The sequence below is a fragment of the Rossellomorea sp. y25 genome, from assembly GCF_038049935.1.
Classification (GTDB): Bacteria; Bacillota; Bacilli; order Bacillales; family Bacillaceae_B; genus Rossellomorea.
On record NZ_CP145886.1, the window covers coordinates 4,573,463 to 4,586,551 of the forward strand.

Consider the following 13,089-nt stretch of genomic DNA (forward strand, 5'->3'; position numbering starts at 1 on the left):
AAAGAGCCCAAATATGGATACATATTATCGGAATAAGAGCTACCCAAAATAGCGGGGCAAAAAAGGGAATACTCAGGAGCGGCAATAATCCTACAAAGTCCATTAAAATTAATAAAAATCCGATGACGTTTCTTCTGTGTTCCCTTTAACCTGTTTTTTTATTTTCATGAATATATGATATGACCTTGTTAATATCTGTCGTATAATATAAAACCTGGTTGATATCGTACATTACTTTATGTTCAACGATAAGGTACTCATCAGGATGGATGTTGTTAAAGAACTTTTTCCACTTGTTCCTCTTCTCCATCTTTTTTGTTTCTTCATCTAATTTTTCAGAGTCAAACTTGTAGACGCCGTAACTTGGCACTTCTATCTTAGTGTTAGGAAAAGCATTCTTTAACTCCTCGACCATTTCATTTTGCGGTTCAATCTCTGTCACAACCACCACATTTTCTTCTGTTGCATCCAAGATTTTGTTTGATTGGTAGTCATAATCTTCATCACTCATTTCTTTTTCTGTGAAAATAGCGATACAGAAACGATTTTCTTCTTTTTTCTTTTTTAGGAACATAGTCTTCATCCCCTCTATGTGTTTTTTCTTAGCTTTTTAGGTAATCCAAATTCAGGATAAACTTGCTTTACCTTTTCCATGTTTCTTTTAATAAAGAAAAATTTGTGAATACTCGTTGAAAAGAAAGCTGTAGCTATAGAGAGTAACGAAAAAACCCCTATAATAATAAGTGTTTTCATCGACTCTACAAAAAAGGAAGATAGTATAAATTGGGCTAATACGTAGCCTATACCTGAGGCAGCAGCTATCGGCGAAAGATTTAAGGACTTTTCTCCTTTTTGAAGACGTGAGTATGTACCGGAATATAGTGAACGTATGTTAATCCAATTCAAGACTACAAGTAGAGAAACACAGATTACCAAACCCATGAATGCAGGTACCATTCCTTCAACTTGAAAAGTATTATAAATAAGTTTTTGAATGACTAAAAAGTAAACAAAGGTATTAATAACACCATAAACTCCAAAAAATAGATAGTATGAGTGTTCAAATTTATATGGAGCAATAATAATTGGAATGGCCCATAAGTGTATTAGGATGACTGGAATGATTCCTGACCAAAAGATCAAGGGAATCATTGGTTCGCCTAATAGAAAAATGACTCCAATGAAATCCAAAAATATGAGAAAGAAAACGATTATATTCCCCCTATTTTCTTTTGGATTCTGAAATCTTAAATAAGATAATGTAATCTCATCTATTTTAGCTTTCTTCAAATAAACACCTCTTTTTAACATAAGACCAATCATATTGAATTAATTGAGTTTAAAACCAAGATCCAACTTTATCAATGATACTTGTGGTCCCTTTTTTAATTGCATCTCCAATTGAATCACTCTCGCCATCACCATCAACATCCATAAATTTAACATCTGAAAGAGCTGTCGTTACTAGAATTCCTATTCCAGCACCCACTACTGCTCCGACGGCAACCCCAACCGGACCACCAAATGCTACGCCTGCCATAGCTCCAAATTTGGCACCTGCCATGGCAGATGCTGCAATAGAAGCACCTGCTATTGCTACATCTCCCGTTACATTACCGGCAATTTCACTCCCTGATTGTTTATGCTGAACCCCGTGGACGATATCACCCACAACAGTTGTTCCCACACCTATGTAACCGATTCTGTTTCCAGCCCACTTAAATGACTCTTTGACACTGGTCATGGGGTCCACTAATTTATAAAGTTTTGTATAATTTGTCGCATTGGTACCTGAGTAGTTTCTTTTATTAATTTTATATAATTCCGGTTTATCTACTTTTAACCTTACTCTATCCTTGCCCTGTGAGGTAGTATAACTGTTTTTCGTCACACCAAAACCTTTTCTGGCTAAATTCACACTCTTCGCAGCGCCATAACCGGCAGCAGTCGCAATACCCAAATTCGTCGCGGCATTAATCGGCTGCTCTCGCCACTGATCAAAATTGACTCCCAACGTCGGTGTCGGGTCCCATTCAGGCTGCAGTCCATTTACGGTATCAGCCGCTTCAACCCCATTCTCGACAAATCGGGGATTGTTGGTCAGCTCGAAATAAGGGTTTGTCGACCCGCTCTCGGACATATATTGAGGGTTGTAACAGCTATTGGGCTGATACGTATCGATTGAGATTTTCCCGTTGGAGAAGAGACCTTGAATTTGGTGAATGTATTGGTTCATCTTGTGGACATCTTGTTGGATTGGCTCTAGCTTAGCAGACTGACTTTGATCAAACTGGTGGAGTTTTTCGACGGTTTGATCTTTTTGCTGCCTCGCAATGTGAACCTGTTGAAGGAAAAAATCGTCCTGTATTCTTGGTAATGAGACGATATCTTGAACACTTTGAATCGTCTCATTGGACTCAGTTGTTAAGTCCATGACCATATCCCTACCCCTATTTAATCCATTTTCCATATCGTGCTGCAAAAAGTTTTCCTGTATATATCCATTTTGTGCCGGCTCCAACCCTTGTAGTTCATTTTTAATGGCTTCCAGGGTCGACTCATATGCCGTCACCATTTGCTGGTAGAACTCCAGGAAGGATTGATGGGAATCCTGGTAGAAAGCCCGTATCGATTGCCCCGCTTTTCCTTTGAAAGAGGCATCTTGAGAAATAAAGTCATTTATGGCTGATTCGATTTCAATCATCTGTTCTTTTTGCTGGTTTACCTTTCGAAGGACTTGTTCTAATCCTGACTCCAAAGACATGACATCCAGTGTTTTCATCCCAATTTCTCTCCTTACCTGGCTTTGATATGTGAAGACAGTTCCTGGTCGGCATCCGCCATATCCTGGACAGCTTGTCGTGTCAGTTCTTCATTTCTGATAAGCAGTTCTTTATAACTCTGTACCATCTGTTCCATGCTCTGGTTTAACTCGTTCAATTTTGTTACCACTTCAAGATGATTTTCATGACCAATGTTTTTAGGTACATCCGGTTGAAGAGACTCTGCAGAGGATTTCATCTTTGAAAGGTGTTGGTCTATCTCACCATGTACTACCCTGATTTCATTACCCATACAAGCTACCTCCCGCTCTATTCAATGCATTTCAATCTATTCGGCTTTTGCTTCTGCCTCAGATTCCAACCTGAGAATGGTATGTTCAATCGCCTGGATTTCACTTCGTATGGTTTGCATCTTACTGCTCAGCATGGAGAACACTTCACTAAACTGGTTATGTTCAATGTCTGTAAAGTAATGAAGCATTCCTTCAAGTCTTATTTCATCAAATTTATTTGCAAGCGATCCTTGCCAGGTGAATGCTGATAATTCAGGATTAGTAATGGATTCCCGATAACTTGCAAATTCCTGTTTGTTCCCTTGAAGTTTGCTTTGACATTCCTGAAGTCTTTGAAGGTGCTCCCGCTTTTCCCTCAACAACCCGTAGTAATAAAATAAAGACAAGAACGTTCACCTCACTCGATTTCTATTACTCTTATTTATTAAATTTTTCCAATCTTTTTAACTATAACACGGATGAAATTGGGTCAGAATGATAGAATCTGTTTATTTTTAACGTATGTAATCGTGATTCATATTACCTATTTCTTTTATTTGCTTCCATTTTCGTTGAACAATGAACAATATGAACTACTTGTTAAGTAGCACATTTTCTGTAGATTGAAACCTATTTATTAGTAGGTATTTTCCAAGAAAATGAAAATCCCTTTACAAAAGCGTATTTTTAAGGAAGGGATAAGAATCATTCGTTCCCCACCAAGATCGAATACAACAAGTAACTGTAAAGCATTCCTGGCTGAACCGGAAGTTCGGATTAGCCGTCATCATGTTCTCGAATATTGTAGATCCGTTCCATGAGAGTATGTTGTTTGGAGTGTCGAGAGAAGAAGCGAGTACGTTTTATGATATGAGTGGTATCAAAATAAATCCGCCTCGAATCGAGACGGATTTATTTTGGTGCTTCCAAATTCAATTCAGGGTGGGTTATCACCTATCCTATCGTGAATGAAGAAATCCACCCCAGGATGAGATGGAACTTCACACTTTGTCCAGATGCATTCGTTCGATATAGGATTCATCACTCATTAATAAAAAATCAGTATGAATATAATCTGTTCCAAATAAATTTTTCAGGTCCATATGGTTATAATGGTCTGCCTTTACCAGACTATGGTCTTTCTTATATACGTAGATTGTAAAGTACGTTTGTAGAAACAGGAGAAACGCATCTACATTGATACCCAGCTTTTCAATGTACTCGCTATTGAACTCAATAAAGCCAAGAATTGACTTACTAGTTTTGAATAAGTTAGTCATCCCTCTTAATACAAACGCTTCATATCCTTCAACGTCCACCTTAAAAAGGACTGTTTCATAGGTTTGATCACTGCAAATGGTATCAATGGTGATGGACTGGACAGGTACTTTTTCTAATAACTTATGAGAAGGTTTATAAGTGGCTGACGAAGTACCTGACCAATGCCGGTCAACAAAGAAAACCGTTTCTTCATTGTCTTTATCCGAGGCGATTGCGTTATAGATTGCTATTTGTGACCGGTTAGGGTGAACTTCTTTGGATTGTTCAATAAACGGTAATAAGCGGCTGTTCGCTTCAACGCCTATTATCCTGGTTTCAGGTGAATACTGAATAGAGAAGATACACTCCCCATAATTCACGCCTACATCTATCACCAGGTCGGGCTTCATTTTCTTCACTGCAGCGGACCAGAATCGAGCCAGCCGTTTTTGGGTCACCCCATTGCTGATCAGCAGCGCCCTTCCGCGATTTTCCTCGGAATCTATATATAGAACCGTGGAACTGGGCAGTGTTAATGTTTTAGGCAGCTTTTTAATATTCAACGTTTTGTACTTTACTAAAATGCCTACATCAATGATAAATTTCCAAGTCTTCGGATAGTTTTCCCATACCCGCATAAGAAAAGGCTTTCGAATAGCAGTATTCCACTTCATGTTTGACACCCCTTTTAAGAAACCTGGTTTACAGTATTCATTCTTAGATGGCAATGGAAAATCCTTTATACCGGGGCTTTCTTCATGAAATCTTTACAAAAGGAGAAAGAAATTATTTTTCACTATTCGGGATAATCTCCTTACTTTAAAACTATATTGTGTTAATGGATATGGATTTTCAATGACTTGGTTCGAAATTTCGCAGGGAAGACATGATTCATTAAGCTTGAATGCCGGACCACTCAATTCATTATGAATGGAGGATTCGCATGATAAATTTTAATTCTTTCTACGGTACCATCACCATGATCAGTGATTTTGTGACAGGACAAAATGGTGAAGGGGAAGGCTGTTATAAATTAATATCTGTAGACGACGGATCAGGTGGTTCGGTGAATTTTGTCGTGTCACCAACCACCTACTTTGTGGACCATGTCATGGTGGCAGCAGGGGACAGGGTAACCGGCTATTATGACGTGAATGCACCTGTTCCCCTTATTTATCCACCACAATACCGCGCTCTTGTCATGGTAAAAGATAACCCTTCACAAAATGTGAAGGTAGACTATTTCAACTCACAGTTGGAGAGCAGCGATGGCATGTTAAGAGTAAATCTATCCCCCTACACTCAAATTGTATTAACCAACGGACAATCTTTTTCAAGATACCCTGCCAATCGAAACCTTATTGTGATTTATGGCCCCAGCACGATGAGTATACCCGCTCAAACCACACCTTACAGGATCATTGTGTGGTGTTAGTGGCGATTTACGAAAGCTTGCATATCCTATCAATATTGCGCGGAATCATCTTTGATTTCGGGCTTTGTTTATAAAACGGCACAATAGTTTAGGTTTTGACAACACTACCTATCTTTTAACTATTAAATTGCGGGAAAACCAGTAGGTATGTCCACTCCTTATTGATTTCATTACATACGATGGTAATAAAATCATATAGAAAGGAGTAAGACATTTGAAATTTAAGTTAATAGAGTATTTATCAACGTGGTTACGACGAATGAAGGTCCTCATCCTTCGTGTAAGGGCCTCCTTGTTCTATAAACTACTTCCCACACCGAGCCACCCCAATAATGGAGACGAGGTAAAATATCCTGAGAAAACAGCCAATTTTTCAAAAGGGCTACCTCATAATGAACTCGGGGAGGTAGATGTTGAGGCTTATGACAAATATATTCAGATTCTGAATTCTGGCGATCCAGATGATTTTGAAAATCTTCCACTTGCTGGTGAAAGGAAACTGGTAGACCCTCAAGCTGCTTATGCATTTGAAATGGTTGGACCGGACAGTCACCAATTGGTTATACCGCCGGCTCCGTCCTTCAGTAGTCCAGAAATCGCTGCTGAAATGGTGGAGCTTTACTGGCAAGCACTTACACGGGATATCCCTTTCAACGAATATGACACGAATCCTCTAACGATTGCAGCTGCAAATGAGCTATCTACCTTATCAGATTTTCGCGGGCCTAAAGTTGATGGTAAAGTCACCACCGGGACATTATTCCGGGACAATCTCCAAGGAGCATTGACAGGTCCGTATATTTCACAATTTCTTTGGAAAGACATCCCTTATGTGGCGACTAATATTACCCAACGCTATCGAACAACTAAGGAAGGGGAAGACTTTTTAACCGACTACGATGATTGGCTTGCCATTCAGAATGGTTCCATACCACCTGGTCCTGATTATGATCCTATCCCTCGTTATATTCGAAATGCACGAGATATGGCTCAATTTGTTCATAACGATCTCTCCATTGAAAGTGGATTTGGTGCATGTTTGATCCTGCTCGGTTATGGGACTGCCGCATGGGATAAGAATAATCCTTATCTCGAATCTGACACACAAATCGGTTTCCCTACCTTTGGAATTCCACATATACTGGATTTTGTGACAAGAGCAGCCCGTCCAGGTTTAGAAGCAGCCTGGTACCAAAAATGGCTGGTCCATCGACGGCTTCGACCTGAGGAATTCGGTGGGCGCATCCACAACAAGCTGATAGGAAAAGCCGATTATCCTATTCATCCTGATGTACTCAACTCAAAGGCAGTAGAGGAAACCTATAAAAAATATGGATCCTATCTTTTACCTCAGGCTTACCCAGAAGGCTGTCCTACACATCCATCTTATCCCGCTGGACATGCTTCATTTGTCGGGGCGATGGTGACGATGCTAAAGGCATTGTTCAACGAATCATTCGTCATTCCTGATCCTGTCGTAGCAACAAGCGATGGTCTGTCCTTGGATCGGTATGAAGGTCCACCTCTCACTGTCGGCGGTGAATTGAATAAACTTGCCTATAATATTGCGAATGGACGGGATGCCGCCGGTGTTCACTATCGTGCCAGCGGTATCAATGGGTTCCAACTTGGAGAATCGATAGCCATTGGTATCCTTCGTGATTACAAGGCCACTTATAATGAGAAGTTCGAGGGATTCACCCTCACAAAATTTGACGGTACCACGATTAAAATCTAGTAAAGTACAATAAAGAAACCCAAGCCGACAGGGACTGGTCGACTTGGGTTTTTAACTATAATGATCTTTTAAAAAACATACAGAGAATCAACTATAAGCTAACTCTTTCTCGCTTAGACCAAGCGTCTCTGCCGTTGAAGTATGAATTTCTTTAAACAGCTCAGGGTTTTCCACTAATGACACCCCATATGAAGGAATCATTTGTTTCAATTTCGGTTCCCATTCGCTTATATGTTGCGGGAAGCATTTTTCAAATAATTCAAGCATAACGTGAACGGCAGTGGAAGCTCCAGGGGATGCGCCAAGTAGTGCAGCGACTGAACCATCAGCGGCACTGACCACTTCCGTACCGAATTGGAGTGTTCCCTTACCACCTGCCTCAGTATCTTTGATCACTTGCACACGTTGGCCGGCTACTACGATATCCCAATCTTCGAGTTTAGCGTTTGGTATGAACTCCCGTAATTCTTCCAAGCGTTTTTCATTCGACAACAATACTTGCTGGATCAGGTATTTGGTCAATGACATCTCTTTAGCACCTGCCGCGAGCATCGTGAGGACATTATTCGGTTTGACGGAACCGATCAGATCAAGATTTGAACCTGTTTTTAAAAACTTGGGCGAAAAGCCTGCAAACGGTCCAAACAGTAACGACTTTTTGTTATCGATATATCTAGTATCAAGATGCGGAACGGACATTGGAGGTGCCCCCACCTTGGCTTTACCATATACTTTAGCATGATGCTGCGCCACTACTTCCGGATTGTTACATACCATAAATAGTCCGCTTACCGGGAATCCCCCAATATGTTTCGATTCTGGAATACCGGTTTTTTGCAGTAATGGCAGACTACCGCCCCCACCGCCGATAAAGACAAATTTTGCCATGTGGTGTTCGATTTTGCCGCTATCAATATTATGCACCTTAACTTCCCACGACCCGTCGCTTGTACGTTTAAGATCCTTCACACTGTGCTTGTAGTTCATCTCGACATTTTTACTCTTTAAGTGGTCAAACATCATTCGTGTTAAAGCCCCGAAGTTGACGTCTGTCCCAGAGTCGATTTTGGTCGCCGCTATCGGTTCATTCGATGTACGGCCTTCCATGATAAGCGGAATCCACTCCTTCAGTTTGACAGGGTCATCGGAAAATTCCATCCCTTGAAACAGAGGGTTGCTTGAGAGCGCTTCCAATCGTTTCTTCAAAAACGCTACATTTTTTTCCCCTTGTACCATACTCATATGAGGTATAGGCATGATAAAGTCCTGCGGATTACCTATCAAACCTTTGTTTACAAGATAGGACCAAAACTGTCTTGATAGCTGAAACTGTTCATTGATTTTAATCGCTTTACTTATATCTACCGATCCGTCTGGTTTCTCTGACGTATAGTTAAGCTCGCACAATGCAGCGTGTCCTGTACCCGCATTATTCCATTCATTCGAGCTTTCTTCCCCCGCGTCTGCCAGTTTCTCAAACACTTTAATTTCCCAATCCGGTGCTAACTCTTTCAGCAATGATCCCAAAGTCGCGCTCATGACTCCGGCACCAATTAAAATTACGTCTGTCTTTTTCTGTATGCTGCTCATGATAACCTTCCTTACTCTTTATATTTTCAAAAAAGAGTAAGCGCACCTGCTCGGGTCTCACTTAAAGCAAGGCGCCACCCTGGAATTCACCTGTTCTGTTATAACCATACCATAATCTATTATAATGATTTTGGGATCAAAATATCTACCATTATCTGATAATTATATACTATTTTGAGCTTTTAAAAAAGTGGAAAGTCTGTTTTCAAGGTGGCAGAAACCTAGAGAAAGCAAAAAATTGACCCTTTTTTTTTTAAGGGTATAGAACTTAGGTTTACTAGTCTGAATGTTTGTGACACTTCACCTCATGTATCTATATGAGAATCTTTAGATTAGTGTGTAGGACACATTTATTCTGAAAGGTATGATACCAATTGCTTCATTCAATCCTTAGTTATTCCATACTTATTTTAATAATTTTAATACACTGGGTAAAACTAGAATCAATATTCCCACTAAATTAGAAATAAGGTGAATTATTGATACTTCTAAAACATAAAAACTTTTATTTAATTCTTGGTCAATGGATTTTCTTTGGAAGCATAATTGGTTTAATTGTTGGCTCGGCAACAACTTTTCTTTTAGAGACAAACGATTATCTAGGAGATGATATAAGATCAAAAAGAGATTGGCTTATCTTCCTTCTTCCCTTTGGAGGAATTATCATAGGATACATATATATGAACTATGGAAAGGTATTTTTGAATAATACTTTGAATGACACCGCTGAATTAAATAACCTCGTGATAGACTCAGTGCATGGAAAAAAAGAGGTACCGCGAAGAATGGGACCGATCGTCTATTTGGGGACTTTTATCACCGTCCTTTTTGGTGGTTCTACGGGTAGGGAAGGGGCAGCTGTCCAAATGGGAGGGAGTGTATCTGCAGCAGTCAACAAATTTTTCAAGGTAAACAAATTCGACAAGAAAATTTTCATTATGAGCGGTATAAGTGCTGGTTTTGGGTCTGCCTTTGGAGCGCCCATAACTGGTGCTATTTTTGGGATTGAGATGGCAGCTTTAGGCAAACTGAAATTTGAAGCACTTGTTCCTTGTGTTACGGCCAGCTTTGTTGGCCACTATGTAACTACAGCAGCTTGGGGACATAAACACGAAGAATTCATTATACAAAAAGTACCGGAAATATCGTCTATTACGTTTTTAAAAGTTATTCTTTTAGCAGTCATTTTTAGCCTCATGAGTGTTTTGTACTGTCAGTTGAGGCACGGAATACAAAATTTCTCTGAAAAGATTTTTAAGAAAAACCATATGAAGAGAGCCTTTTTTGGAGGAATTGTCATTGTGGCATTAACTTTAATTGTGGGTTCACAAGACTACAATGGCCGGGGATTACAAATGCTTCAACAATCTTTTTCAGAAGAGGTGCCGACTTTTGCTTTCCTGGGCAAGCTGGTATTTACCGCGGTAACTCTAGGCAGCGGCTTTGTCGGCGGGGAAGCCATCCCTTTATTTTTTATCGGGGCAACATTAGGTAATGCCTTACACACGTTCATTGACTTACCTATGTCATTTCTTGCCGCTTTAGGATTAATCGCGGTTTTTTCCGGGGGGGCCAATACCCCTATAGCTGCTTTCCTGCTGGCAATTGAGATGTTTAACGGTAAAGGATTAGAGTACTTTTTGGTTGCATGTTTAGTCAGCTATTTATTTTCAGGACATCATGGACTATGGCCATCTCAAAAAATATATGACCCTAAGAGCAGGTTATATAATCTTCCACCTGGAGAAACCATAGAAAATGTAGAAAAAAAGAAAAAAAGCACTAAACACAATTGATTGTTCAGAAAGGGGGGCGGATGCTTATGGATTTTCACTTCATATGGAAAGCAATTGTTGTCGTCGTTGGAGGAGTCCTTATTTTACGGTTAGCTGGAAGAAAGTCAATCTCACAGCTTACGGTTGCTCAGACTGTCATGATGATAGCGGTCGGATCATTGATTATTCAACCTGTGGGTGACAGAAACATCTGGATTACGATGGTGATTACCTTTTTAATGGTACTTACGCTTATTTCTATTGAGTATATGGTTTTGAGGTCGAATACTCTAGAAACTTTAATATATGGAAAATCACTTTTAGTAGTCGAAAATGGACAAGTTAATGAAAGCAATTTAAAAAAACTGAGGTTAACTGTTGATATGCTTGAAGTACGAATGAGACAACAAAAGATTCAGCATTTTACTGATTTACAATGGGCAACAATAGAATCAAACGGGCAATTAGGTTATATGCTGAAATCTGATAAGCAATATGCTACGAAAGAGGATATTCAAATGTTGAAAGCATTGATTGAATCAAATCAATCTAATCCACCCAATGATAATTCAAAAACACATTCAAGTACCTCAGATAACCTATTTACCGAGGTTAAAAATAGAAAGCATAAAAAAAAACCTAAAGAGAATCTGGATTAAGAGTAAATGCTTAATGGCACCTAATTAAGGCGACATAATTATTAAAGTTTTAAATCAGGGATACTTCAGGGTCTGGAACCTGTCTCTTTCCACCATCCATAATGGTAAGCCGCTTGATATGCCAAGGTATGAATAACTGTCATAAATAGAGCGACCGGCATGTACCTGCGTACCGTATCCATTTTCAAAAAAACAAGGACGCCCAAGGCAATATCAAGAGTGACCAGAGAATAATTTGTTTCATGTCATTAATTCTGTTCGGGTGGGATAAAGTCGTCCCGGTCCCTTGGTTGTATGGAGCATATTTAGTTATAGTTATCTGGATATTCCGCTTTACTTTCGGGGAATTTTGGATGTATTTGACTGTCAATATATTGTTGGATGGGTTATTTATGTACATCGTTTACCGGGTATGGCAACGGATGGGACTGGTATCGGGTGAATCGACTTTGTTTACAATAGCTATTGTTGCTATGATGGCCGGTTTTGCGTTTATCATCTATCTGTATTAAATGTGGCAGGACGAAGTCATCAAACAACCCAAAGCGAAGTAACCGTAAACATGGAGATTTCCGAGTCGGAGACTTGTCCACGTTGACTTCGGAATAGCGATGACCTTGCTCCACAAAATGTTCGAAGCAGTAGATTCCCCACTTTCTTCATTGGTTTTGCCTACACCTTTCTAGGCCTTTTATTGCAAAGATGGCCGCAACTGTGATAATCAGTGCATTAATCACAAGGATTCTCCTCTGAATCAAAATACTCTTCTTCAACCCTCCGTGCCTTCCTTAATTCCAACCTTTTCAGCAACTTTCACCATTTACTATATGGTAAGGTTCACCTTTTGTATCTAAACATATCAGATGTCAAGAACTCAAGAGATCAACATTTATTTATTCTTTATGGCTTCGGCAAGCTCATACAAAGCATGCTGCTTTTTAATCCGATAGTTCCTGCCTTCTTTTTGCAAATACCCCTTTTCACAAAACTGTGTCAGGACATGCAGCAGGTGTCGGTAAGAGACGCCTAAATAATCACAAACAATGACGTGCTTTTCCAGGTAAACTCCTTTATCGGACGTTTGTAAAATAAAGTCTGCAAGCCTGTTTTCCAAGGGAAAAGCAAGGCTCTGTGAATACTTGGCTGCCATTAACGTTGCTTTCAGACTCAAGAATTTTGTCAATTCACGAAGGAATTTTGTATCTTCAAGCAGTTTGGTTCGATACTTGGAAAAAGGCATTGCAAAACAGACTGTTTTTGTGGATGCTTGAATTCCTTTTGTATAGTACACATCGTTTAATAATTCCATCTCACCAATATAATCATGAGCATTGATAAAGTTAATGAGCGATACTTTTCCATTTTGATGCGTGACGTATATTTTTGCCTTTCCTTCTGTCACATAATATAAGTAATCAGGTCTCTTTCCTTCTTGAATGATCCATTCATCCCGCTTATACTCCCGCACTTCAATAAATTCTTCAATATGAAAAGAAAATCGTTGAGCGATTGAGAGATTTTCTAAATATAACCGCTTTTTCTCACCTTTATAAATTTCCATCTTCCACCTCGAAAAT

General features: G+C 39.6%; 13 protein-coding genes. 5 read left to right on the forward strand and 8 right to left on the reverse strand.

Annotation, left to right across the window (positions count from 1 at the left end; genetic code table 11):
* Window positions 1-145 precede the first annotated feature (145 nt).
* The 6 genes from AAEM60_RS22770 to AAEM60_RS22795 all read right to left on the reverse strand — a co-directional run bounded on the left by AAEM60_RS22770 (window position 146) and on the right by AAEM60_RS22795 (window position 4,989).
* Window positions 146-574, reverse strand: coding sequence for a hypothetical protein (locus tag AAEM60_RS22770; protein ID WP_299745433.1), 429 nt, complete (start codon window positions 572-574; stop codon window positions 146-148).
* Between the two features lie 14 nt (window positions 575-588).
* Entirely contained in the window at window positions 589-1,290 is a 702-nt protein-coding gene (locus AAEM60_RS22775) for a hypothetical protein (protein WP_299745436.1), read from the reverse strand.
* Window positions 1,291-1,339: 49 nt separating this feature from the next.
* A complete protein-coding gene (locus tag AAEM60_RS22780; protein WP_341357209.1) occupies window positions 1,340-2,782 on the reverse strand; it encodes an LXG domain-containing protein in 1,443 nt (480 codons plus the stop codon).
* Window positions 2,783-2,796: 14 nt separating this feature from the next.
* Window positions 2,797-3,075 carry a YwqI/YxiC family protein gene (locus tag AAEM60_RS22785; protein ID WP_341357210.1) on the reverse strand — a complete coding sequence of 93 codons (279 nt, stop codon included), beginning with the start codon at window positions 3,073-3,075 and terminating at the stop codon, window positions 2,797-2,799.
* Window positions 3,076-3,111: 36 nt separating this feature from the next.
* Window positions 3,112-3,462 carry a DUF5082 family protein gene (locus tag AAEM60_RS22790; protein ID WP_299745444.1) on the reverse strand — a complete coding sequence of 117 codons (351 nt, stop codon included), beginning with the start codon at window positions 3,460-3,462 and terminating at the stop codon, window positions 3,112-3,114.
* Between the two features lie 594 nt (window positions 3,463-4,056).
* Complete coding sequence (locus AAEM60_RS22795) at window positions 4,057-4,989, reverse strand: FkbM family methyltransferase (RefSeq protein ID WP_341357211.1); 933 nt, start codon at window positions 4,987-4,989, stop codon at window positions 4,057-4,059.
* A 269-nt stretch (window positions 4,990-5,258) separates the two neighbouring features.
* On the opposite strand from AAEM60_RS22795, the gene AAEM60_RS22800 reads away from it, so the two are divergent.
* Both AAEM60_RS22800 and AAEM60_RS22805 read left to right on the forward strand, forming a co-directional pair.
* The gene (locus tag AAEM60_RS22800) at window positions 5,259-5,750 is read left to right on the forward strand and encodes a hypothetical protein (protein WP_299745450.1); all 492 of its coding nucleotides are present in this window, start codon (window positions 5,259-5,261) and stop codon (window positions 5,748-5,750) included.
* A 214-nt stretch (window positions 5,751-5,964) separates the two neighbouring features.
* On the forward strand, window positions 5,965-7,488 hold the full coding sequence (locus tag AAEM60_RS22805) for a vanadium-dependent haloperoxidase (protein ID WP_341357212.1): 1,524 nt from the start codon (window positions 5,965-5,967) through the stop codon (window positions 7,486-7,488).
* 87 nt (window positions 7,489-7,575) lie between these two features.
* On the opposite strand, the gene AAEM60_RS22810 is transcribed toward AAEM60_RS22805, so the two are convergent.
* The gene (locus AAEM60_RS22810; protein ID WP_299745455.1) at window positions 7,576-9,078 is read right to left on the reverse strand and encodes a malate:quinone oxidoreductase; all 1,503 of its coding nucleotides are present in this window, start codon (window positions 9,076-9,078) and stop codon (window positions 7,576-7,578) included.
* A gap of 479 nt (window positions 9,079-9,557) precedes the next feature.
* On the opposite strand from AAEM60_RS22810, the gene AAEM60_RS22815 reads away from it, so the two are divergent.
* From AAEM60_RS22815 to AAEM60_RS22825, 3 genes are all read left to right on the forward strand, one after another.
* Entirely contained in the window at window positions 9,558-10,874 is a 1,317-nt protein-coding gene (locus AAEM60_RS22815) for a voltage-gated chloride channel family protein (RefSeq protein ID WP_341357213.1), read from the forward strand.
* 26 nt (window positions 10,875-10,900) lie between these two features.
* The gene (locus tag AAEM60_RS22820; protein WP_299745461.1) at window positions 10,901-11,512 is read left to right on the forward strand and encodes a YetF domain-containing protein; all 612 of its coding nucleotides are present in this window, start codon (window positions 10,901-10,903) and stop codon (window positions 11,510-11,512) included.
* A 353-nt stretch (window positions 11,513-11,865) separates the two neighbouring features.
* On the forward strand, window positions 11,866-12,024 hold the full coding sequence (locus AAEM60_RS22825) for a hypothetical protein (protein ID WP_341357214.1): 159 nt from the start codon (window positions 11,866-11,868) through the stop codon (window positions 12,022-12,024).
* Window positions 12,025-12,401: 377 nt separating this feature from the next.
* On the opposite strand, the gene yeiL is transcribed toward AAEM60_RS22825, so the two are convergent.
* A complete protein-coding gene (gene yeiL, locus AAEM60_RS22830; protein ID WP_299745464.1) occupies window positions 12,402-13,073 on the reverse strand; it encodes a transcriptional regulator YeiL in 672 nt (223 codons plus the stop codon).
* Between the last annotated feature and the right edge of the window lie 16 nt (window positions 13,074-13,089).